This is a genomic window from Streptomyces sp. NPDC001568 (assembly GCF_042893755.1).
Taxonomy (GTDB): Bacteria; Actinomycetota; Actinomycetes; order Streptomycetales; family Streptomycetaceae; genus Streptomyces.
In genome coordinates this window covers 31,615-54,017 of record NZ_JBIAVF010000022.1, presented here as the reverse complement: position 1 = coordinate 54,017, position 22,403 = coordinate 31,615, and the positions used below count along the sequence as shown (strand labels likewise).

The following is a 22,403-nucleotide window of genomic DNA, read 5'->3' as shown; positions in this document are numbered from 1 at the left end:
GGTGCCCGCGGCCGGCGACTTACGCTGGTCGGGTCATGCCCGATTCCCCGCGCCCGCGCCCCCTCACCCCCGTCTCCCGCGTCCTGCGGCTGTGCCTGCACGCCCTGCTCTTCGGGCTGCTCGCGCTGGCCGCCGGCCGGGCCGTCGCCGGATCCGCCCCGCACGCCGGGGCGGCGGTCGCGGCGTGCGCGCTGCTGGCCGCCGTCTACGTGGCCGGCGCACTGGCCCCCGTCGTGCGGAGCTCCGCACGCGCCGCGGCCGGTTGGCTGGCCTGCGTCGGAGCGGCCTGGGCCGCGCTGCTGGTGGTCTCCCCCGACGGGCTGTGGATCGCCTTCCCCCTGTACTTCCTGGAACTGCACCTGCTGCGGCTGCGCTGGGGCGTCGCCGCCGTCGCCGTCACCGCGTGCGCGGCGATCGGCGGGTTCCTCGCCCACAGCGGCGCGGTGACCCCCGGGGCCTTCCTCGGCCCGGTGTTGGGCGGGGCCGTCGCCGTCGCCACGGTCCTCGGCTACCAGGCCCTCTACCGGGAGAGCGAACGGCGGCGCGAACTCATCGAGGAGCTGATGGCCACCCGGGCCGAGCTGGCCGCCGCCGAGCGGAGCGCGGGCATCCTCGCCGAACGCGAACGCCTGGCCCGGGAGATCCACGACACCCTGGCCCAGGGCCTGTCGTCGATCCAACTGCTGCTGCGCGCGGCCGAACGCGCCCTGCCGCCGGCCACGCCGGCCGCCGAGCACATCGCCCGGGCCAGGGAAGCCGCGCAGGAGAACCTCGCCGAGGCACGACGGTTCGTACGGGCCCTGACCCCGCCGGACCTGGAACACGGCTCGCTCGCCGGGGCCCTGGAGCGGCTCTGCTCGGGCGTCCCCGGTCCGCGCGTGCGGTTCTCCGTGAGCGGCGACCCGCGCGTCCTGCCCACCCCGTACGAGGTGGCGCTGCTGCGGATCGCCCAGTCGGCGCTGGCCAACGTCGTGCGGCACGCGCGGGCCGGGCGCGCCGAGATCACCCTGACCTTCATGGACACCTCGGTGACCCTGGACGTCGTCGACGACGGCCGGGGATTCGACCCCGCTGCCGCTCCGTCGACCCCCGCGGGCGGGGGCGGCTTCGGCCTGCCGGCGATGCGCGCGCGGGCCGAGACCCTCGGCGGGCTGTTCACCGTCGAGTCCGACCCGGGCCAGGGCACCGCCGTGGCCGTCACCCTGCCCCTGCCCCTGGAGGCGACCTGATGACGATCCGGCTGCTGCTCGCCGACGACCACCCCGTGGTCCGGGCCGGGCTGCGCGCGGTCCTGGACACCGAACCGGACTTCGAGGTCGTCGCGGAGGCGGCGACGGCGGAGCGGGCGGTGGAACTGGCGGCGGCGGAGCCGGTGGACGTGGTCCTGATGGACCTCCAGTTCGGGGCCGGGATGCACGGCTCGGCGGCCACGGCGGCGATCACCGCCCGGGCCGGTGGCCCCCGGGTGCTGGTGCTGACCACCTACGACACCGACGCGGACATCCTGGCGGCGGTGGAGGCGGGCGCAGCGGGCTACCTGCTCAAGGACGCCCCGCCGGAGGAGTTGGCGGCGGCGGTGCGCACGGCGGCCGCGGGCCAGTCGGCGCTGGCCCCGGCGGTGGCGCTGCGGCTGATGGACCGGATGCGGACGCCGGCGGAAGCGTTGACGAAGCGGGAGCTGGAGGTGCTCCAGTTGGTCGCCGACGGCCTGTCGAACCAGCAGATCTCCAAGCGGCTCTTCCTCAGCCAGGCCACCGTCAAGTCCCACCTGGTGCACGTCTACGCGAAGCTCGGCGTCGACTCCCGCACGGCGGCGGTCGCGGTGGCCGGCTCCCGCAGACTGATCCGCCGCGCCCCGTAGCCGGGGGTCGGGGTGGGGCCCGCCCCCCTGTCGGGACACCGGCAGGCAGGCGGGCGCGCGGGCGGCCGGCGGCGGGAGCATCGGGGTGTCGAGTCCCCGGCCCGAGAGCGAGCGCCCGTGTCCGCCACATCCCGCCCCTCCGCTTCCAGCACCGCCGTCCCCGGCTCACGCACCCCGGCTGCGGGCGCCCCGGGCTCCGCCGGTCCGCCCGTGGTCGTCCGTACCGCCTGGGCCCTGTGGCTCACGGCCGTGGGGGCCGGGGTGTTCGAGACCGCGCTCATGGTCGGCCGGACGCCGGGCGACGCCGGAGCGGGCCTGGTGTTCCGCTTCGCCGTGTTCACCGTCGCCGTCCTGGTCGCCTTCCGGATGCGCTCGGGCGCCGGCTGGGCCCGGATCGCGCTGGCCGTCGGGCTCGGCGTGCTCGGGACCGCCTCGTTGGTGGTCGAGCCGCTCGGATACCTGCTCGACGGCGGCTCCCCCGGCGACGCGCTCGGCCGGGCGGACTTCCTGGACCTGGTCTTCGGCGCGAGCCGGACCGTTCACCTCGCGGCCGTCCTGACCGCCGTGGCCCTGATGTTCCGACCCGCGGCGAACGCCTGGTTCCGGGCGCGCCGGTGACCGCCGGTCCTACGCCACCCAGTACGGCCGCTCCACCGCCGGAGCCAGTGGCACGCCTTCGTGGAAGGCCTTCGCGAGGAGCCGTACGCCCTCGTCCAGCCGGTCCGCGGGCAGGGTGTACGGGATCCGCAGCCGGTGTTCGAAGGTGCCCGGGTCCACTCCGAAGCGGGCCCCGCGCCCGATGTGCACGCCGACGGACGCCGCCCGCTCCGCGAGCGCGGAACTGACTGGTTCACCGAGGTCCACCCAGAGCGAGAGGCCGCCCGGGGGCAGCTGCCAGGACCACTCGGGGGTGTGCCGCTGGAGCGAGGCGACGAGGGCCCCGCGCCGGCTCCGCAACTGGTCCAGGCGTTCGGGCAGGGTCCGGTCGAGGGCGTCCATCAGCGGGAGCGCGACGACCTGGTCGAGTACGGAGCCGGTCATGTCGGCGGAGACCCGTACGGCCGTCAGCTCGGTGATCATCTTGGCGGTGGCCCGGATCCAGCCGACGCGCAGGCCGCCCCAGTGCGTCTTGCTGAGCGAGCCGATGGTGATCACGTGGTCGGCGCCGCCGCGCGGGGCCAGCGAGGCGAGCGGCGCGGGCGCCGGTACGTCCAGGGCGATGTCGGCGATGGTCTCGTCGACCACCAGCCAGGTGCCGGTGGCCCGGGTCGTGGCGAGCAGGCGCAGCCGCTGCTCCGGCGGCATCAGCGCGCCCGTGGGGTTGTGGAAGTCGGGGATCACGTACGCCAGCCGCGGGACGGTCTGGCGCAGCGTGGACTCGGCGATGTCCAGGTCCCAGCCGGCGTCGGAGACGGCGATGGAGCCGGTGCGCAGCCGGGCGTGGCGCAGGGCGTCGAGGGCGTTGGCGTAGGTGGGGTTCTCGGTGACGACCCGGTCCCCGGGCCGGCAGAGCAGGCTGACGACCAGGGCGAAGGCCTGCTGGGCGCCGGCGGTGACGAGGATCTGCTCGGGGCGGGTGGGCAGCCCGCGCCGGGTGAACCGTTCGGCGACGGCGGTGCGCAGGTCGGGCAGCCCGAAGGGGTGGTAGCCGGGGGTGCGGGCGAGTTCGGGGAGCCGGGGCGCGGCCCAGGCCAACGCCTCCGTGAGGCTGCCTTCGGGGGCTCCCATGGCGGCGATGGCGAGGTCGATGCCCGGTTCGTCGTCGGCCCGGCCGCCGATCCCGCCGCCGACGAGGGTGTGGGCGCCGACGGGGCGGTGGCCTTCGGGCAGTTCGGTCCAGGTGCCGGAGCCGCGCCGGCTGCGCACGTAGCCGCTCTCGCGGAGCAGGTCGTAGGCGCCGGTGACGGTGGCCCGGGCGGCGCCGACGGCCTCGGCGAGTTCGCGTTCGGCGGGAAGGCGCACGTGCAGGGCGATCCGGCCGTCGAGGATCAGCGTGCGGACGGCGTCGGCGAGGGCCCGGTAGCCGGGGCGGGCCGTGACCTCCGCGGGCAGCAGGGCGGCGAGTTGCCGACTGCCGATGGTCCTGTCCGCCGTCTGGACCACTCGACCGTTTGCCATGCCAACCTCCCCCGATTGGCTCTGCCGGCCAGGCCAATCCGGGTCCAGACTCGCCTCATTGGACCCCGATTGGCAAGGAGCATCCGCCATGTACACCTCCACCCTCACCGACCGTGACGAGCGGGCCCTCGCGGCCGCCGCCGAGAACCGGATCGCCGCGCCGCTGCGGATCGGCGCCGCGCTCGCGGCCGTACGCCGCGCCCTGGCGGGGCGTTCGCTCCGTGCGGGGAAGGGGCGAGAATCGGTCCCATGTCAGCAGCCGAACACCTCACCGAAGACCCCACCGGGGATCTCACCCGGCACCACGCCGAGCCGTCCGTTGCCGCAGTAGCCGCCCCGCCGACCGAAGGGGCTGCCGCGGTCGCGGGCCTGCTCCTGGCCGCGGGCGGCGGACGCCGGCTCGGCGGACGGCCCAAGGCCCTGCTGCCCTTCCGGGACCGCCCGCTCGTCGAGAACGCGGTGCGCGTGCTGCGCGAGGCCGGCTGCGACCCGATCCACGTGGTGCTCGGGGCCTCGGCGGCCGAGGTCCGCGAGCGCGCCGACCTGACGGGCTGCGTCGTGGTGGACAACCCGGACTGGGAGGAGGGCATGGGCTCCTCCCTGCGGGTCGGCCTCGGCTCCCTGGCCGGTGCGGGAGCCGGCGCGGCCCTGGTCTCCCTCGTGGACCAGCCCGGGATCGGGGCGGCGGCGGTGGCCCGGGTCCGGGAGGCGTACCGCTCCCCGACCAGCCTGGCGGCGGCGGCGTACGACGGGGAGCGCGGGCATCCGGTGCTGTTCGGGGCGGACCGTTGGGCGGACATCGTGAGGACGGCGACGGGCGACCGGGGTGCGCGCGTCCATCTGAGGGAACACGCGAAGGAGGTCATGCTGGTGGAATGCGGGGACATCGCGGAGGACTACGACATCGACACGCCGCCCGACCTGGCGCGTCTGACCCGGACCGGGCCGCAGGACGGCCTGCGCGGGGCGTGACCGTGATGGCACCGAGGGCCACCAGGATGCGGAATCTGTCGACTCGGAGAATCTCGACATCAACAAACCATTGAACTTCCACCATGAGGAAATTACTATCCACTGGTCAGAAGCGCCCTGAACCCCCAGACGGCGCCCGCGACCGTACTCCGGAACTCTCCACACCCGACGGCACTGCGTGCCGTCTCGCGCGAGCATTCCCCCGCGGCCGCCAGGCACCGCCGCTGAAGGAGTGACAGATATGTCCGCACCAGCGCCGTCCCCGCTGGCCATCGTCGACGCCGAGCCCCTGCCCCGGCAGGACGAAGTCCTCACCGAAGCGGCCCTCGCCTTCGTGGCCGAGCTCCACCGGCGGTTCGCACCCCGCCGCGCCGAGCTCCTCGCCCGACGCGGCGAGCGGCGCGCCGAGATCGCCCGGACCTCCACCCTCGACTTCCTCCCGGACACCGCACAGGTCCGCGAGGGAGACTGGAAGGTCGCGCCGGCTCCGGCCGCGCTGAACGACCGCCGCGTGGAGATCACCGGTCCGACGGACCGCAAGATGACCATCAACGCCCTGAACTCGGGCGCCAAGGTCTGGCTCGCCGACTTCGAGGACGCCTCGGCTCCCACCTGGGAGAACGTCGTCCTCGGCCAGCTGAATCTCATCGACGCCTACGAGCGCCGCATCGACTTCACCGACCCGCGCACCGGCAAGGCGTACGCGCTGAAGCCCGCCGACCAGCTCGCCACCGTCGTCATGCGGCCGCGCGGCTGGCACCTGGAGGAGCGCCACCTGCGCTTCGAGGGCGGCCCGGCCTCCGGTTCGCTCGTCGACTTCGGCCTGTACTTCTTCCACAACGCCCAGCGCCTGATCGACCTCGGCAAGGGCCCGTACTTCTACCTGCCGAAGACCGAGTCCCACCTGGAGGCGCGCCTCTGGAACGACATCTTCGTCTTCGCCCAGGACTACGTCGGCATCCCGCAGGGCACGGTCCGCGCGACCGTCCTCATCGAGACCATCACCGCGGCCTACGAGATGGAAGAGATCCTCTTCGAGCTCAAGGACCACGCGGCCGGCCTGAACGCGGGCCGCTGGGACTACCTGTTCTCCATCGTGAAGAACTTCCGCGACGGCGGGGCGAAGTTCGTCCTGCCGGACCGCAACGCGGTGACGATGACCGCCCCCTTCATGCGCGCGTACACCGAACTGCTGGTGCGCACCTGCCACAAGCGCGGAGCGCACGCGATCGGCGGCATGGCGGCCTTCATCCCGTCCCGCAAGGACGCCGAGGTGAACAAGGTGGCCTTCGAGAAGGTCAAGGCCGACAAGGACCGCGAGGCCGGCGACGGTTTCGACGGCTCCTGGGTCGCCCACCCCGACCTGGTCCCGATCGCGATGGCCTCCTTCGACGCCGTCCTCGGCGACAAGCCGAACCAGAAGGACCGCCTGCGCGAGGACGTCTCGGTCGCCCCCGGCGAACTGATCGCGATCGACTCCCTGGACGCGAAGCCGACCTACGACGGCCTGCGCAACGCGGTCCAGGTCGGCACCCGCTACATCGAGGCGTGGCTGCGCGGCCTCGGCGCCGTCGGCATCTTCGGCCTCATGGAGGACGCGGCCACCGCCGAGATCTCCCGCTCGCAGATCTGGCAGTGGATCAACGCCGGAGTGGTCTTCGAGAACGGCAAGACGGCGACGGCCGAGCTGACCCGTGAGATCGCCGCCGAGGAACTGGCCGCCATCCGCGCCGAGGTCGGCGAGGAGGCCTTCGCGGCCGGCAAGTGGCAGCAGGCCCACGACCTGCTCCTGCAGGTCTCCCTGGACGCCGACTACGCGGACTTCCTCACCCTTCCCGCGTACGACCAGCTCATCGGCTGACCATCGCTTCGGCTGTCACGCACAGCAGTCGAATCACCGGCTCCGCCCCCGTCACCCCCGAGGTGACGGGGGCGGAGCCGTTTCCGGGTCCGGATCGAACCCCACCTCCGGGCCCCCTCGTTCGGCCGAACAAGCGGAATTCCCGTGTCCCGAACGACCGGTCGGTCGTTACCCCATCGTGATCTGCGGCTACCTAGCGGTAACAACCGTCGGCATGTCACCTTTCCGAAGCCACCGGCCGGCGGTACCCCCACTTCCCCAGCCACACACCGGAGTTCTTGCCGTCTCCGGCGTGGCCTACCGCAGGAGTTCCGCAGTGATCGGATTCCGCAACGCCAGCAGGAGCAGGGACCGAGGCCGGGTGCGACGGGCCGCCAGGGCGGCGGTGGCCCTCTCGGTCGCCGCCGGGGCACTGGTGACCGTCGGCGCCGGCGCCTCCACGGCCGGACCGCGACCGGCACCGGGCACCGGACCCACCGCCGTGGTGTCCATGGGCGACAGCTACATCTCCGGCGAGGCCGGACGCTGGAAGGGCAACAGCCTGACCAACAGCGGCAGCAGGAACGGCACCGACCGGGCGTGGATCAGCGGCAGTTCCTACGATCCCGCCAAGGTGTACGGGGCGACCGCCGGCGGCTGTCACCGTTCGGACTCGGCCGAGGTGTTCAGTGCCGGCCCCATCGCCGAGACGGCCGTGAACCTGGCCTGCTCCGGCGCCGTTTCGGCGAACGTCTTCCGGGCCTCGAACGGCGGCGTCGCCTTCAAGGGCGAGGCCCCGCAGGCCGATCAGCTCGCGGCGGTGGCCGCGAGCCGCGACGTGAAGGTCATCGTCCTCTCCGTCGGCGGCAACGACCTGGGCTTCGCCGACATCATCAAGAACTGCGCGCTCGACTTCGTCATCTGGAACTCGTACTGCTACGACGACCAACAGGCGGGCGTCGACCGGAAGATCGACGGAGTCATGGCGAACGTCGGCAAGTCCGTCGACGAGATCCGGGCCGTCATGCGCACCGCCGGGTACGCGGACTCCTCGTACCGGGTCGTGCTCCAGTCGTACCCGTCGCCGATCCCGCGCGGCGCGGAGAACCGGTACACCCAGAGCGACTGGAGCCGCCTCAACACCGGCGGCTGCCCCTTCTGGAACAGGGACTCCGACTGGGCGCGGGACTCCCTCGTGCCGCAGATCGCGGGCCGCCTCAAGGCCGTGGCCGCCGCGAAGGGCGCGCAGTTCCTGGACCTGCGGGACATGATGCAGGGCCGCGAGGTGTGTGCGAAGGCCAGCAAGCAGGTCAGTTCCTCGGCGCCGGCCTCGGCGAAGGCGAGCGAGTGGGCGCGCTGGATCGACAACAGCGAGTCGCAGGGCCTGATCCAGGAGTCCATGCACCCGAACCACTTCGGACAGCTGGCCGCCGGACGCTGCCTGGCCCTGGCCGTCGCCCAGCCGGCGGGCTCCGGCGTCAGCTGCAAGAACACGGCCGGCGGTGACCACACGGGGATGTACCTGACGCCCGCGCCGTAGCCGGGACCGTACGCACGACGACGGGGCGGGCCGCCACGACCATGCGTGGCAGCCCGTCCCGGACGTTGCGGTCGGCCCCTCTCCGCGCCCGATGCGCGAGGTGTCGTGCCCGTCAGTTGGTGAAGACCTGGACGATCCTGTCGCCCGAAACTCCGACGCCGGTCTTCGTGTAGTTGCAGTTCTTGATGTTGCCCGAGTGGACGGCACTGTTGAGCCAGCCGTCCACGTGCTTCTGCTCGTCCGCGCTGCCCCAGGCGATGTTCTCCGCGGAGGCGGTGTACGTCGCTCCGGCCTTCTTCAGCCGGTCCTGAACGCTGGAACCGTCCGAGCCCGTGTGGCTGGTGGTCGTGTCGTTCGCGTATTCCTGGGCCGCGGCGGTGACGGCCGGGTCGACCGTCAGGGCCGGACAACCGGCAGCCGTACGGGCCTGGTTCACCAAGTCGAGGATCTTGTTCGGGTCCGCCGCGGACGGGGCGGCGGCCCGGGTGTTCGTGGGCGGCGCCGCTACGGCCGCCGAGGCGGTGCCTACGGCTCCTGCGAACAGGAGGAGCGAGGACGCGCACGCGATGGTGCACCTGCGCCGTATGGATCCGGATGCCATGGGGATACCTTCCTTCTTCCGACAAAGGAGCGGCGTACGTGGTCGCGTCGCCGCTCGACCCCCATCACCGATGATTCTCCGCCGGGCCCCGCCGGCCCGCATCTCCCCACGGCAAAGCCGCAGGTCAACCGGCATATTGCGGCACGGATACGGGCCTACGCCGCCCCTGCGGGCGGGGCTGATCCGACGGGCGGCGCGCCCGGGGCCGGACCGATGCACACTTCGCCGCCGGGCGCACGACGAACGGTCCTACGTCGGGACCCCCTCGAACCGCCCCTGCGTCGCGCCCGGTTGGCGCGGCAGGCGGGCCAGGGCCGTGGTGAAGGCGGCGCGGCAGCGGAGCCAGTCCGGGTCGGCCGTGGTGGTGTGCAGGTCGGCGAGCTTGGGCAGCAGGTCCGCCGAGAAGGCGTGGGCGGCCTCGGCCGGCAGCAGGGAGGGCAGGTTGTCGATGGCGATGACGTCCAGCGGCCGGTCCCCGCCCCGCAGGCGGCGGGCCGGGACCTCCCAGTCGGTGAGCCGGTCGTAGACGGGCAACAGGTGCAGCTCGGATCCGGTGTCACAGGTGATGTCGGCGATGACCGAGAGCCTGCGGGCGCCGCTCTCCAGATCGGCCGGGGTCAGGAACGGCGGCACGGCCCGGGTCGTGAGCACCGCGTTGACCAGGATGTCGTGCTCCAGCAGCGCGGCCCGGTCCAGCCGGGTGGTCGCGGCGCGGCCCCAGCGGGTGACCGCCATCCCGGCCGTGGTGAGGGCGTCGCAGGCGCCGCGGCCGCTGCGGCCGCCCGCGCCGATCACCAGGGCGCGTAAGCCGTCGGGCGAGGGGGCCCGCAGGCGGGCGTCCAGTTCCGCGCGGGCCAGTGGGACGAGGGGGGTCGCGAGCCGGCCCCGGGCGTGCAGCGCGGCGAGGGCGGCCCCCGCGTAGCCCGCCCAGTACCCGAAGGCGGCCAGCCTGCGGCCCTGCGCGTCGGCGAGGTACTCCAGGTCGAGCAGGGTTCCGCCGCCCGCCGCGAAGCGCCTGAGCAGTTCGGGGGCCTGGGCCTGCCCCTTGTAGGCGTGCCCGAAGTACACGTGGCGGTGGCGCAGGAGCTCGGGCGTGGGCGGGAGTTCCTTCAACCCGAGGACGTACGCGGCCCCCGGCGCGGCCTCGGCCCAGGCCCCGGACGGGGCCGCGCGGCAGCCGGCCGCGAGGTAGTCGTCGAGGGGGAAGACCCGGTGCGCCGAGTCCTCCACGGTGATCCGTACGCCCTGCCGGACGAGCCGTCCGGCGTCCTCGGGGGTCAGCGGCGCGCGTCGTTCGGTGGTGCGGGTCTCGTCGCGCATCCAGAGCTGCGGAAGATCTGCCATCGCTGTGCCACCTGTCTGCTCAGAGGGGTGGGGACGAGCGGGCGGCGCGCGGCCCGGTGCGGGTACCGCGTGCTCATGCGATGTCTTTCCGCGCCGTATACGGCGCACGCGGGATCGGGCCCGGAACTCCGGGCCCGGGGGCACCGCGAGCACCTCCCGACCTCACGGGCCCCGGGACCCGCGCGGGTGCGTCCTGGCGCCGGGGGCGTGCGGATGCGAGCGAAGGCGTGCGGACGCGCGAAAAGGCGTGCGGCGGTGCGTACGCCACACCCGCAGTGGGTGACGTACGCACCGCCGCACGCCGGTCGGTGACCGGGCGTCAGTGCACGAAGGCCGGTTCCGCGGCCGGTTCGGCGGCTGCGTCCTTCCTGGTTCCGAGGTGGTTGAAGGCAAGGTTGAGGAGGATCGCCACCACGCAGCCGGTGCTGATGCCGGAGTCGAGGACCACCAGGAGGTCCTTCGGGAAGTCGTGGTAGAACCCGGGGGCGGCGATCGGGATCAGGCCGATGCCGATGGAGGCGGCGACGATGAGGGCGTTCTCCCCCTTCTCCATGGCCGCGCCGGCCAGGGTCTGGATGCCGCTGGCAGCGACCGAACCGAAGAGGACGATGCCGGCGCCGCCGAGGACGGGCAGCGGGACGACTCCGATGACGGAGGCGGCCATCGGGCACAGGCCCAGCAGGATCAGGATGCCGCCACCGGCGGCTACCACGAACCGGCTGCGGACCTTGGTCATCGCGACGAGGCCGATGTTCTGCGCGAAGGCGCTGCACATGAAGCCGTTGAACAGCGGGCTGATCGCGCTGCCGAGGGTGTCGGCGCGCAGGCCGCCCTCGATGGTCTTCGCGTCCGCCGGCCGGCCGACGATCTTGCCGAGGGCGAGGATGTCGGCGGTGGACTCGGTCATGCAGACCAGCATGACGATGCACATCGAGATGATGGCGGCCACCTGGAACTGCGGGGCGCCGAAGTGGAAGGGGGTCGGGAAGCCGACGATGTCCGCGTTGCGGATGGCGTCGAAGTTGGTCATGTTCAGCGGTATCGCGATGAGCGTGCCCACGATCAGACCGAGCAGGATGGAGATCTGCTGGAGGAAGCCCCGCAGGAACTTCCGCATCACCAGGACGATCGCCAGGGTGAGGGCTGCCATGCCTATGTTCTGCATCGAGCCGTAGTCGGGGGCGGTGCTGTTCCCGCCCTGCGACCAGTTGAAGGCCACCGGGAGCAGCGAGACGCCGATCAGGGTGATGACGGTGCCGGTGACGACGGGCGGGAAGAAGCGTACGAGCTTCCCGAAGTAGGGGGCGGCGAGGAATCCGACGAGTCCGGCGACGATGATCGCGCCGAAGATGATGGGGATGGCGTTGTCCCCCTCCCCCTTGCCGATGGCGATCATCGGGGTCACGCCGGCGAAGGAGACGCCGTTGACGAAGGGGAGTTTGGCGCCGATCTTCCAGAATCCGAGGGTCTGGAGGAGGGTGGCGAGGCCGGCGGTGAAGAGCGAGGCGCCCATCAGGAAGGCGGTCTCGGTGGCGGAGAGGCCGACGGCAGGACCGACGATCATGGGCGGGGCGACGACACCCGCGTACATGGCGGCCACGTGCTGGAGGCCGCTGGTGAACATCTTCAGCGGAGGCAAGGTCTCGTCGACCGGGTGCTTCTCCTCCGGTACTACGACTGCATCTTTGCGAAACCTGGGCGTTGCGGCCACGGCTTCCTCCGGTCGGTTAGACACGTCGGCAGGGACGTGGGTGTCATGGAGGTGGTGCGAAAGCGTGCTGGTCGTGCCTGTCTTCAGTTGTGGGTGACGCTGCGATTGCTTGTCCCAAGGGGTGCGGAAACGATTCGCCCAAATCGGTTCCACGCATGCCCCGCGCTGGGGTCGGCGGTGCCATGGCAGTGGCACGGGACCTGTGCCGCAGTGCGGGTTGTCACGAGTCACCGCCCCCGGGGGCGCCCTCGGATCTCTCCTCGGGCGCTTCCCGGGAACGGCTGCCGCGGACCCCGCTCGGGTCCGCCGCCGCCGGTCGAGGGCCGTCCCCCCCGACCGGACTCCGGGGGATCAGGCCTGCGCGGAGATCCGCGCGAGGCGCTGGGCCTCTTCCCGCGTGGACACCGCGATGGCGTCCTCGTCGGCGAAGAGCAGTCGGTTGTTCTCGACGATCTGCTTGCCGTTGACGAACGAAGCCGTCACCGGGGCCGCCGCACCGAAGACCAGCGCGGTGACCGGGTCGGCGATCGAGGAGTGCAGGAGGGTGTTCAGGTTCCACAGGACCAGGTCGGCGCACTTGCCGACCTCCAGCGAACCGATGTTGTCGGCGCGGCCGAGGACCTGGGCGCCACCGTAGGTACCCAGGCGCAGGGCCTGACGGGCGTTGAGGGCCCGCTCGCGGTGGACCGGGTTCAGGCGGTTGATCAGCAGCGCGTTGCGCAGCTCGGTGTGGAGCTCACCTGACTCGTTGGAGGCGGTGCCGTCCACGCCGAGGCCGACCGGTACACCGGCGGCCAGCATGTCCGGGACGCGGGCGATGCCGGCGGCCAGACGGGCGTTGGAGGACGGGCAGTGCGCGACACCGGTCTTGGTCCGGGCGAACGCGGCGATGTCGGAGTCGTTCATGTGGACGCTGTGCGCCATCCACACGTCCTCGCCGAGCCAGCCGGTCGACTCGAAGTAGTCGGTCGGGCCCATGCCGAACAGTTCCTTGCAGAACTGCTCTTCCTCGACGGTCTCGGAGCCGTGCGTGTGCAGGCGCACACCCAGCCGGCGGGCCAGCTCGGCGCCCTGCTTCAGCAGCTCGGTGGAGACCGAGAAGGGCGAGCAGGGGGCGACGGCGACCTGGGTCATCGCGTCGAAGGAGGCGTCGTGGTAGCGCTTGACGGTCGCCTCGGTGTCGGCCAGCGCGCCTTCGAGGGTCTCGACGGCGTGGTCCGGCGGCAGGCCGCCGTCCTTCTCGCTGCGGTCCATCGAGCCGCGGGCGAGGGTGAAGCGGACACCCATCTCGGACGCGGCGCGGATGATCGAACCGGACAGGTCGCCGGAGTTCGCGGGGAAGACGTAGTGGTGGTCCATCGCGGTGGTCACACCACCCTTGGCCATCGCGGCGAGGGAGCCCTGCGCGGCCGTGTACGTCATCTGCTCGTCGATGCGCGCCCACGTCGGGTACAGCGCGACGAGCCAGTTGAAGAGGTTGTGGTCGGTGGCCAGACCACGCGTGATCCACTGGTAGAAGTGGTGGTGCGTGTTGACCAGACCGGGAGTCACGAGGTGCCCGGTGCCGTCGATGCGGCGGACTACGTTTTCGAGGTTCGCGGGGGCTTTGCCCGCGCCGACGAACTCGATCCTGTTGCCGGCGAGGACGACGTGGCCCGAGGCGTACTCGGTGTCGTTCGCGTCGACCGTCGCGATCGCACAGTTCTCGATGACGATGCGCTCGACGGCGCTGTCAGGGGCTGCCGATGCTGCCATGGGACTTCCTCGTGCTTTCAGTGGCGGTGCGGGCACGGCAAAACCCAGGGGATTTGAGTGCCGGAGCCGGGGGCCTTGGCAGCTGACAGTACTGCCGCCCCATATGTTGCGTCCGGGTGCCGATTCAGGAAGTTGTGGGGGTGTCGCGCACCCCGGGGCCACTGCGGAGCCCCGGGGCACGCGTGCCGCGCCCTAGAGGTTGGTCATGTCCACGGGGATACGGGCGTCAACGCCGTCGCGGAGGACCGTCGCCTCGATCAGCCCGTACGGGCGGTCGGCGGCGAAGTACACCTCGTTGTCGTTCTTGAGGCCGAAGGGCTCCAGGTCGACGAGGAAGTGGTGCTTGTTCGGGAGCGAGAAGCGAACCTCGTCGATCTCCGAACGGTGGTTGATGATGCGCGAACCCATCTGGTACAGGGTCTGCTGGAGCGACAGGGAGTAGGTCTCCGCGAAGGCCTGCAGCATGTGCTTGCGGGTCTCGGCGTAGGACTTCTCCCAGTTGGGCATCCGCTGGTCGTCGTCCGACCAGGCGAAGCGCCAGCGAGCCGACACCTGGGTGGCCAGGATCCGGTCGTAGGCCTCCTTCAGCGTCGTGTACTTGTCCTTCACGTAACCCCAGAACTCGGAGTTCGTGGAGTTCATGACGACGAGGTCCTTGAGGCCGGAGATGACCTCCCAGTTCTTGCCGTCGTACGTGATCTGGGTGACCCGGGTCTCGCCGCCGTTGCGGACGAAGGAGTGGTTCACCTCGTCGGAGCCGATGAACTTGGAGTTGGCGTCCGAGGTGGCGATCCGGGACCAGGAGTACTCCTCGATCCGGATGCGCGCCTTCTGGATCGGCTCCTGGCTGTTGACGAACCAGCGCGCCAGGTGGATGCCGAACTGCTCGGCGGACTCGATGCCGTACTCCTTGGCGAACGCGTACACCGTGTTCTTGGTGGTGTCCGTCGGCAGGACGTTGGCGTTCGAGCCGGAGTAGTGGACGTCGTCCATGTCGCCGGAGAGGGCGACCGAGACGTTCAGGTCCTTGATGTGGTGGGTGTCGCCGTCCCGCGTGATCTTGACGACGCGGTTCTCTGCTTTGCCGTACTGGTTCTGGCCCAGAATCGTGGCCATGCTAGCTCCCTCGGTAAACGGAGTAGCCGAACGGGTTGAGCAGCAGCGGTACGTGGTAATGCTCGCCCGGGTTCACCGCGAAGGTGATGGTGACCTCGGGGAAGAACGCACCGCTGTCCCTTACGCGGGGGGCGTCCTGCTGCGCCTCGGCTTGCTTCTTGGAGAAGTACGTCTCGGTCTCGAAGTCGAGACGCACGTGGGTGGTGCCCTCCGGCAGCGCCGGCAGGTCCTTGCAGCGCCCGTCCGCATCGGTGGCGGATCCGCCCAGGGCCGCCCACTCGCCGTCGAGACCCGTACGGGCCGACAGGGAGATGGCGACGCCCTCGGCGGGCTTGCCGATGCTGGTGTCCAGGATGTGAGTGGACACCGAGGCGGTGGTTGCCGTGCTCATGGTCACTCTCCTTCTACGAGTCGGGTCAGGCGGATCTTGTTGATCTTGACGAGCTCGCCGCGGGCGGTTTCCCGCTCCTGCTCCGGCGAGTTGTCGATCCGGACCTTGACCGCGTCCCGCATGAACGCACCGGTCGCACCGGTGGCGCAGATGAGGAAGACGTGGCCGAACTTCTCCTGGTAGGCCAGGTTCAGTTCGAGGAGTTCGTTCTTGAGCTCCTCCGAGGCGCCGGCCATGCCACGCTGCTCGCGGGCGGAGGTCGGGTCCCCCGGCTTCGGCCGGCCGATCGGCGCGTGGCCTCCCATCGCCTCGCCCAGGTCCTCCGCGGTGAGCTCCGCCATGGCGGATTCGTTCGCGGCGAACAAGGAGTCGGCGGTGGCGAAGGGGCGCTGGGCGAGGAGCTTGGCGCCCCATGCCGAGCTGGCGCACACCTCGTGCAGTTCGGCCGTGGCCTCGCTGTCATCCAAGGCGTTGAACCGGGTGAGACCCGGGGTCGGACTCGAAGTCACGGTAGGCCTCCGTGGCCTGTTGTTGCTTAGACGGGCTGCGCATAGCTAACGCTCTCGACAACACGGCGTCAACACTTTGTTGAAACTTCCCGTACACAAAAGCCGCCGCCCGGGTGAATTGGGCGGCGGCTCCTCACGTGTGGTGACACGGTGCTCACTCTTGGCTGTGCTTGGCCCCTTTGGGAGTGGCCGAATCCCTGTTCAAGTAGTTGTAGACGGTGAAGCGGCTTACCCCCAGGGCTCCCGCGACCGTTTCCACACCGTGTCGGACCGAGAAGGCGCCCCGCGCCTCCAGTATCCGCACCACGTCCTGCTTCGACTTGCGGTCCAGCTGCGCCAACGGTACGCCGTGCCGGCGCTCCAGGGCGGCCAGGATGTGGTCCAGCGAGTCGGACAGCTGGGGCAGTCGCACCGCCAGCAGCTCCTGACCCTCCCAGCTGAGGACCACGTCGTCCGGCTGCGCCTGGGCCGGATCCATCAGCTCGCCGCCCATCGCGTCGACCAGGGGCTTGACCGCGGCGACGAAGGGGTGGTCACGGGGCTCGGTCACGAGGTCTCCTCCCTGATCACGTTCACCTGGAGCGAGACGCGCGTCGCGCCGGCGCCCAGGGAGTCGCGCAGCAGCGCGGCCACGGCGGTCAGCACCTGATCGGCCTCACCCTCGGCGGTGTTGCCGAAGGGACCGACGTCCACCGCGTCCAGCTGGGCCTTCTGGATGACCTCGCGAGCGGCCACGGCATGGGCGGGGGCCTCTTCGAGATCGAAGGGCTCGGTCGTGAACTCCACTCTCAATCGCACGCAGGTCAACCTACTGCGCAGTCACGATTTTTCGGCAGTCCGCACTTGACATCGGCGCGGAATCCCATGCAGTCTTCCATCAAGCAGAAAATAACTTCCGCAATACGGAAGGAGCGCACACCCCTCATGGGATACACGGACCAGCGCTTCGATGTAAACCTGTCGATCCTCTTCACGGAACTCCCGCTCCTGGAGCGTCCCGCGGCTGCCGCCGCGGCGGGCTTCACGGCGGTCGAGCTGTGGTGGCCCTGGATCGAGACCCCCACCCCCGCACAGGCTGAGCTGGACGCCCTCAAGAAGGCTCTTGAGGACGCCGGCACCCAGCTGGTGGGCCTGAACTTCTATGCCGGCCAACTGCCGGGCCCGGACCGCGGTGCGGTTTCGGTACCCGGTGACGAGTCGGACCGCTTCAACGCCAACATCAACGTCGCGGCGGACTTCGCCGCCTCGGTGGGTTGCAAGGCGCTGAACGCCCTGTACGGCAACCGCGTCGAAGGCGTGGACCCGGCCGTCCAGGACGAGCTCGCGCTGAAGAACCTGGTGGTGGCCGCTCGGGCCGCCGACCGCGTCGGCGCGATCCTCCTGATCGAGACCCTCAACAAGCCCGAGTCGCCGCTCTACCCCCTGGTGAGCGCGCCGGCCGGCATCGAGGTCGTGGACAAGGTCAACGAGGCCACCGGCCTCGGGAACGCCAAGTTCCTGCTCGACCTGTACCACCTGGCGATGAACGATGAGGACCTCTCCGAGGTCATCGAAAAGTACGCCGCCAAGACCGGTCACGTCCAGATCGCGGACAAGCCCGGACGCGGTGCCCCCGGCACCGGCGAGCTGCCTCTCGAGGCGCTCCTGGACCAGCTGAAGAAGGCTGGATACGAGGGCTGGGTCGGCCTCGAGTACAAGGCGGCCGACGCCGCCGCGTCCTTCGAGTGGCTGCCCGCCGAGGCCCGCGCCGCCCGATAGGCGGACAAAGTCCAGGCGATCAGCCAGGCACCCCCCGCACTTTTCGTACAAAGCATTAAGAGAAGGACCCTCATCATGAGCAACCTCCCCAAGATCGCCTGGATCGGCCTCGGAATCATGGGCTCCCCCATGGCCGAGAACCTCCTGAAGGCCGGTTACCAGGTCACCGGCTTCACCCTGGAGCAGGACAAGCTGGACCGCCTGGCCGCCGCCGGCGGCAGCGCGGCCGGCTCGATCGCCGAGGCCGTCAAGGACGCCGACGTCATCATCACGATGGTGCCCGCCTCCCCGCAGGTCGAGGCCATCTCCTACGGTGAGAACGGCATCCTGGAGAACGCGAAGTCCGGCGCGCTGATCGTCGACATGTCGTCGATCACCCCGCAGACCTCGATCGACCTCGCGAAGAACGCCGCCGAGAAGGGCATCCGCGTCATCGACGCCCCGGTGTCCGGTGGCGAGGCCGGTGCCATCGAGGCCGTCCTGTCGATCATGGTGGGTGGCGAGCAGGCCGACTTCGACGAGGCCCTGCCGGTCCTGGAGACCCTCGGCAAGACCATCGTCCTGTGCGGTCCGCACGGCTCCGGCCAGACGGTGAAGGCTGCCAACCAGCTCATCGTCGCGGTGAACATCCAGGCGTGCGCCGAGGCCGTCGTCTTCCTCGAGAAGTCGGGCGTGAACCTCCAGGCCGCCCTGGACGTCCTCAACGGTGGTCTGGCCGGCTCCACGGTCCTGACCCGCAAGAAGGACAACTTCCTGAACCGCGACTTCAAGCCCGGTTTCCGGATCGACCTGCACCACAAGGACATGGGCATCGTCACCGACGCCGCCCGCAACGTCGGTGCGGCCCTTCCGGTCGGCGCGGTCGTCGCCCAGCTGGTCGCCTCGCTGCGCGCCCAGGGTGACGGCGGCCTGGACCACTCCGCGCTGCTGCGCGCGGTCGAGCGCCTCTCCGGCGACCAGGTCTGATCCCGCCGCGGCCCGCTCGCCGGGCCGCGCTCCCCCCTCACGGGGGCCCCGAGTGTCCGGATGGTGCCGGTGCTGACACCTGTCCTGTCGCGCCCAAGCGCCGGCACCGTCCGGATTTCCTCTCCTCAATCTTTGTTCAACAAACTGTTGACGCCACGTTCCAGCCGAATTTAGGCTGTTCCGCATGACGGAAGACGGATTCCGTCAGCAGTTATCCGTACGGAAGGTCACCATGTCGAAGCGCACGCTGACGACCGAGTCCGGCGCCCCGGTCGCCGACAATCAGAACTCCGCCACCGCCGGCGTCGGTGGCCCGCTCCTGGTCCAGGACCAGCAGCTCCTCGAGAAGCTTGCCCGCTTCAACCGTGAGCGCATCCCGGAGCGCGTGGTACACGCCCGCGGTTCCGCCGCGTACGGCCACTTCGAGGTGACCGACGACGTCACCGCGTACACGAGCGCCGCGTTCCTGAACACGGTCGGCAAGAAGACCGAGACCTTCCTGCGGTTCTCCACCGTGGCGGACTCCCTCGGCGGCGCGGACGCGGTCCGCGACCCCCGCGGTTTCGCGCTGAAGTTCTACACCGAAGAGGGCAACTACGACCTCGTCGGCAACAACACCCCGGTGTTCTTCATCAAGGACCCGATCAAGTTCCCCGACTTCATCCACTCCCAGAAGCGCGACCCCTTCACGGGCAAGCAGGAGCCGGACAACGTCTGGGACTTCTGGGCGCACGCCCCCGAGGCGACGCACCAGATCACCTGGCTGATGGGTGACCGCGGCATCCCCGCGTCCTACCGCCACATGAACGGCTACGGCTCCCACACCTACCAGTGGACCAACGCCCAGGGTGAGGCCTTCTTCGTCAAGTACCACTTCAAGACGAACCAGGGCGTCCGCAGCCTCTCCAGCGACCAGGCCGCCGAGCTCGTCGGCAAGGACGCGAACTCGCACCAGACCGACCTGCTCCAGGCGATCGAGCGCGGCGTGAACCCGAGCTGGACCCTCTACGTCCAGATCATGCCCGCCGCCGAGGCCGCGGACTACCGCTTCAACCCGTTCGACCTCACCAAGGTGTGGCCGCACAGCGACTACCCGCTGCAGCGCGTGGGCCGTCTGGTCCTCGACCGCAACCCGGACAACGTCTTCGCCGAGGTCGAGCAGTCCGCGTTCTCCCCGAACAACTTCGTCCCGGGCATCACCGCCTCGCCGGACAAGATGCTCCAGGGCCGTCTCTTCGCGTACGCCGACGCCCAGCGCTACCGCCTCGGTGTGAACCACACCGTGCTGCCGGTCAACGCACCGAAGGCGGCGAAGGCCGACAACTACGGCCGCGACGGCGTCATGGCGCTGCGCAACGGCTCGCGCCAGGACAAGAACTACGAGCCCAACTCGTACCAGGGTCCGGCCGAGACCGGTCTCGCGCTGGGCGCCCCGCAGGCCGTATCCGGCTGGACGGGCACCCACGAGGCCCCGGCGCACACCAAGGACGACAACTTCTTCCAGGCCGGCGAGCTGTTCCGGCTGATGTCGGAGGCCGAGAAGGGCCGTCTGGTGGCGAACATCGCCGGCGGTCTCTCCCAGGTCACCCTGGAGGACGTCATCGAGAAGAACCTGGCTCACTTCCACGCCGCCGACGCCGACTACGGCAAGCGCGTCGAGGAGGCCGTCCGCGCCCTGCGCGACGCCTGAGCCCGAAAGCTGTACCCGAGGCCTGACGGGAGGTCAGGCCCCGGGTGCTAGCCCGACCCGTGGACCCGGATGAGGGGTGGTACGCGGTGAGGGCAGGACGAGGACCGTGGCGAGCGTGCGAGCCAGTGCGGTGGTAATGGGTTCCGAGGCCCGTCTCTTGACCTGAGGGAGACGAAGCCGGAGTTCTCGTCGCCCGCCCGCCACGGTCCCAGCCACCTCCTCCTTGTACGAGGGGCTACGCACAGAGCCCCCTCCTACAAGAAGAGGACAACCTCCCCCCGACACTCCGCCCGGCGGTGCGAACGTCCTGTCGCGCCAGCCTCGCTCCGTCGGGCGGTACCAAACCAGAGCGCCGAGTCACGGACGGTCCCGTGACTCGGCGCTTTGTCGTGTGCGGTGCGGTGCCTGCTCGGTGCCGCGGCCTGCTCGGTGCCGCGGCCTCGTCGGGCGCGGCCTCGTCCAGCGCCGCCTCGTCGGGCGGGCCCGTCAGGCGCGGTCGCCGGGTGCGTGTTCGTCCGCGTCGTCGCCGGGCGGCCTCCGCAGCGACTCGCGGTCGAAGAGCAGCATCCCGGCGAAGAACAGCCCTCCCAGGACGAGCAGGCCGGCCACGATCACCACGGAGACCAGCGCCTCGGCCGGCGCCACCAGGACGAACAGCGCCACGAGCGTCCACACCAGCGCGCAGAGCGCGACGGGCAGCTCGAAGCGTCCGAGGCCGAACGCGCCTTCCTTGCGGGCCAGCCGGCCCCGTACGGCCAGGTAGAGGACGATCGTCGCGCCGTAGATCAGGGCCGGGAGGATGGTCGACGCGGTGATCAGTTCCAGCAGCGCGGCCCCCGGCAGCCCGACCATCAGGACGACGCCGAGCGCGAGGATCAGGAGGGTCGCCGGGATGGGCGTCCGGGTGCGGGGGTTGACCCGACGCATCGTGCGGTACGCGGGGAAGCGCCCGTCGCGCGACATCGCGTAGACGAGCCGCGAGCAGGCGACCATCACCACGACCCCGGCGCCGAAGAACGCGAACGAGATCGCGACCAGCAGCCCGCTCTCCGCCGCCGGACCGAAGCGCTCGCGCAGGATCGCCGCGACGGGCGAGGGGTCGGCGCTGATCCGCGGGAGGTCCTCGATCGCGAAGGTGAGCGCGATCAGGAACAGCATGCCGAGGATCCCGGCCGCCACGACCGATCCCACGATGGCGCGCGGGACGCTGCGGTAGGGGTCCTTGGCCTCCTCCGCCAGGTTGGCCGCGGAGTCGAACCCGACGAGGGTGGCGAGTCCCATGATCATCGCGAGCATCAGCCCGCCGCCGACCCCGAAGTAGTCGCCCGCGTGCACGGCGACGCCCCGTGAGGTGAGGTTGGCGGCCGAACCGCCGCCCGTGACCAGCACGGCGACGACGAGGGCGACGGCCACCAGCACCACGAGGACCACTTCGAGCCCCACCGCGACCGAGTTGATCCAGCTGACCAGGCGCGTCGAGGCGATGGCGACCAGGGCCTGGACGAACAGGGCCACCACCGTGATCAGGCGCGCGGTGCCCTCGTCCGCCGCGATGCCGGCCAGCGGCATGAACGCCTGGGAGGCGAGCGCGCTGTCCATCGCCACCACGGCGATCGCCAGATAGCAGAAGGTCAACCAGCCGAACCACCACCCCGTGCGCGGGCTCGCCAGCCGCGAGGCCCATTGGTACGAGGAGCCGCTGAGCGGGATGCGGGCCGCGAACTGCGCGACCACGAGCGCCACCAGGGTCTGCCCCACGGCCGCGATCAACCACAGCCAGATCCCGACCGGCCCGGAGGTCAGCAGTACCTGGTCGTAGGTGGCGAAGATCCCGACCGCGACCGAGATGAACGCGAACGAGATCGCGAACACCTGGAACGAGCCGAGAGTACGTTTCAGCTCCTGCCGGTAGCCGCCGGGCTCGGCGGGCCCACCGCCGTCCCGTCCACCCGTAGGAGCCTGCGACGCCTCGACCACCTCGGCCACCTGCCCTTCCCCGTGCCCCTGGCGCCGTCTCTCCGCGGCAGCGGCGGCGTGGGGGCCGGAGGGGGCGGGGGCAGCCCGGCCAGTGTGCCCCCGCGACCGCCCGGGCCCCGTACGCGGGGCTCGACGCGCGCGGCCGGGCCCCCGAACGGACCCCCGGCACCACCGGCCGCGATTCGGCGACCGCCGGCCGGCGACCCGCCACCGGCGATCGGCTCCGAGACGCGGACGGCCCCCGCCCCTCCGGG

20 protein-coding genes are annotated in these 22,403 nt (G+C 71.0%); 9 read left to right on the top strand and 11 right to left on the bottom strand.

What is annotated here, in order from left to right; genetic code table 11:
- The first annotated feature begins 35 nt into the window (after window positions 1–35).
- The 3 genes from ACFY0I_RS33090 (at window position 36) to ACFY0I_RS33080 (ending at window position 2,479) form a co-directional block, all read left to right on the top strand.
- The gene (locus ACFY0I_RS33090) at window positions 36–1,229 is read left to right on the top strand and encodes a sensor histidine kinase (RefSeq protein ID WP_388902654.1); all 1,194 of its coding nucleotides are present in this window, start codon (window positions 36–38) and stop codon (window positions 1,227–1,229) included.
- The gene (locus tag ACFY0I_RS33085) at window positions 1,229–1,861 is read left to right on the top strand and encodes a response regulator (protein ID WP_388902652.1); all 633 of its coding nucleotides are present in this window, start codon (window positions 1,229–1,231) and stop codon (window positions 1,859–1,861) included. The genes ACFY0I_RS33090 and ACFY0I_RS33085 overlap by 1 nt, the downstream gene beginning before the upstream one ends.
- 117 nt (window positions 1,862–1,978) lie before the next feature.
- Entirely contained in the window at window positions 1,979–2,479 is a 501-nt protein-coding gene (locus tag ACFY0I_RS33080; RefSeq protein WP_388902649.1) for a hypothetical protein, read from the top strand.
- Between the two features lie 9 nt (window positions 2,480–2,488).
- On the opposite strand, the gene ACFY0I_RS33075 is transcribed toward ACFY0I_RS33080, so the two are convergent.
- The gene (locus ACFY0I_RS33075) at window positions 2,489–3,979 is read right to left on the bottom strand and encodes a PLP-dependent aminotransferase family protein (protein WP_388902647.1); all 1,491 of its coding nucleotides are present in this window, start codon (window positions 3,977–3,979) and stop codon (window positions 2,489–2,491) included.
- A 249-nt stretch (window positions 3,980–4,228) separates the two neighbouring features.
- On the opposite strand from ACFY0I_RS33075, the gene ACFY0I_RS33070 reads away from it, so the two are divergent.
- From ACFY0I_RS33070 to ACFY0I_RS33060, 3 genes are all read left to right on the top strand, one after another.
- The gene (locus tag ACFY0I_RS33070) at window positions 4,229–4,951 is read left to right on the top strand and encodes an NTP transferase domain-containing protein (protein ID WP_388902646.1); all 723 of its coding nucleotides are present in this window, start codon (window positions 4,229–4,231) and stop codon (window positions 4,949–4,951) included.
- 241 nt (window positions 4,952–5,192) lie between these two features.
- Window positions 5,193–6,812: a malate synthase A gene (gene aceB, locus ACFY0I_RS33065; RefSeq protein WP_388902645.1), complete on the top strand. Its 1,620-nt coding sequence runs from the start codon at window positions 5,193–5,195 to the stop codon at window positions 6,810–6,812.
- A 316-nt stretch (window positions 6,813–7,128) separates the two neighbouring features.
- Window positions 7,129–8,331 carry a GDSL-type esterase/lipase family protein gene (locus ACFY0I_RS33060; protein WP_388902643.1) on the top strand — a complete coding sequence of 401 codons (1,203 nt, stop codon included), beginning with the start codon at window positions 7,129–7,131 and terminating at the stop codon, window positions 8,329–8,331.
- Window positions 8,332–8,443: 112 nt separating this feature from the next.
- Here ACFY0I_RS33060 and ACFY0I_RS33055 read toward each other — a convergent pair whose 3' ends face one another.
- From ACFY0I_RS33055 to ACFY0I_RS33015, 9 genes are all read right to left on the bottom strand, one after another.
- Entirely contained in the window at window positions 8,444–8,932 is a 489-nt protein-coding gene (locus ACFY0I_RS33055) for a CAP domain-containing protein (protein ID WP_388902640.1), read from the bottom strand.
- A 249-nt stretch (window positions 8,933–9,181) separates the two neighbouring features.
- On the bottom strand, window positions 9,182–10,276 hold the full coding sequence (locus ACFY0I_RS33050) for a saccharopine dehydrogenase (protein WP_388902638.1): 1,095 nt from the start codon (window positions 10,274–10,276) through the stop codon (window positions 9,182–9,184).
- Window positions 10,277–10,595: 319 nt separating this feature from the next.
- Window positions 10,596–11,987: a nucleobase:cation symporter-2 family protein gene (locus ACFY0I_RS33045; protein WP_388902636.1), complete on the bottom strand. Its 1,392-nt coding sequence runs from the start codon at window positions 11,985–11,987 to the stop codon at window positions 10,596–10,598.
- A 351-nt stretch (window positions 11,988–12,338) separates the two neighbouring features.
- Window positions 12,339–13,742 (bottom strand): 8-oxoguanine deaminase, encoded by a 1,404-nt coding sequence (locus tag ACFY0I_RS33040; protein ID WP_388902634.1) that lies wholly within the window; start codon window positions 13,740–13,742, stop codon window positions 12,339–12,341.
- A gap of 192 nt (window positions 13,743–13,934) precedes the next feature.
- The gene (gene pucL / locus ACFY0I_RS33035; RefSeq protein ID WP_388902632.1) at window positions 13,935–14,858 is read right to left on the bottom strand and encodes a factor-independent urate hydroxylase; all 924 of its coding nucleotides are present in this window, start codon (window positions 14,856–14,858) and stop codon (window positions 13,935–13,937) included.
- A gap of 1 nt (window position 14,859) precedes the next feature.
- Window positions 14,860–15,249 carry a hydroxyisourate hydrolase gene (uraH, locus tag ACFY0I_RS33030; RefSeq protein ID WP_281204049.1) on the bottom strand — a complete coding sequence of 130 codons (390 nt, stop codon included), beginning with the start codon at window positions 15,247–15,249 and terminating at the stop codon, window positions 14,860–14,862.
- Window positions 15,250–15,251: 2 nt separating this feature from the next.
- Window positions 15,252–15,758 carry a 2-oxo-4-hydroxy-4-carboxy-5-ureidoimidazoline decarboxylase gene (gene uraD, locus ACFY0I_RS33025; RefSeq protein ID WP_385582062.1) on the bottom strand — a complete coding sequence of 169 codons (507 nt, stop codon included), beginning with the start codon at window positions 15,756–15,758 and terminating at the stop codon, window positions 15,252–15,254.
- 154 nt (window positions 15,759–15,912) lie between these two features.
- Window positions 15,913–16,308, bottom strand: a complete 396-nt coding sequence (locus ACFY0I_RS33020; RefSeq protein WP_388902630.1) for a helix-turn-helix domain-containing protein — start codon at window positions 16,306–16,308, stop codon at window positions 15,913–15,915.
- Window positions 16,305–16,556, bottom strand: a complete 252-nt coding sequence (locus ACFY0I_RS33015) for a thiamine-binding protein (RefSeq protein ID WP_388902628.1) — start codon at window positions 16,554–16,556, stop codon at window positions 16,305–16,307. The genes ACFY0I_RS33020 and ACFY0I_RS33015 overlap by 4 nt, the downstream gene beginning before the upstream one ends.
- Window positions 16,557–16,682: 126 nt before the next feature.
- Between ACFY0I_RS33015 and ACFY0I_RS33010 the strand changes: the two genes are divergently transcribed.
- The 3 genes from ACFY0I_RS33010 (at window position 16,683) to ACFY0I_RS33000 (ending at window position 20,172) form a co-directional block, all read left to right on the top strand.
- Window positions 16,683–17,516, top strand: coding sequence for a TIM barrel protein (locus ACFY0I_RS33010; RefSeq protein WP_362876380.1), 834 nt, complete (start codon window positions 16,683–16,685; stop codon window positions 17,514–17,516).
- A gap of 75 nt (window positions 17,517–17,591) precedes the next feature.
- Window positions 17,592–18,482 (top strand): 2-hydroxy-3-oxopropionate reductase, encoded by an 891-nt coding sequence (locus ACFY0I_RS33005; RefSeq protein ID WP_388902625.1) that lies wholly within the window; start codon window positions 17,592–17,594, stop codon window positions 18,480–18,482.
- Between the two features lie 232 nt (window positions 18,483–18,714).
- Window positions 18,715–20,172, top strand: coding sequence for a catalase (locus ACFY0I_RS33000; RefSeq protein WP_388902776.1), 1,458 nt, complete (start codon window positions 18,715–18,717; stop codon window positions 20,170–20,172).
- 486 nt (window positions 20,173–20,658) lie between these two features.
- On the opposite strand, the gene ACFY0I_RS32995 is transcribed toward ACFY0I_RS33000, so the two are convergent.
- A complete protein-coding gene (locus ACFY0I_RS32995) occupies window positions 20,659–22,158 on the bottom strand; it encodes an APC family permease (RefSeq protein ID WP_388902623.1) in 1,500 nt (499 codons plus the stop codon).
- Window positions 22,159–22,403: the final 245 nt, after the last annotated feature.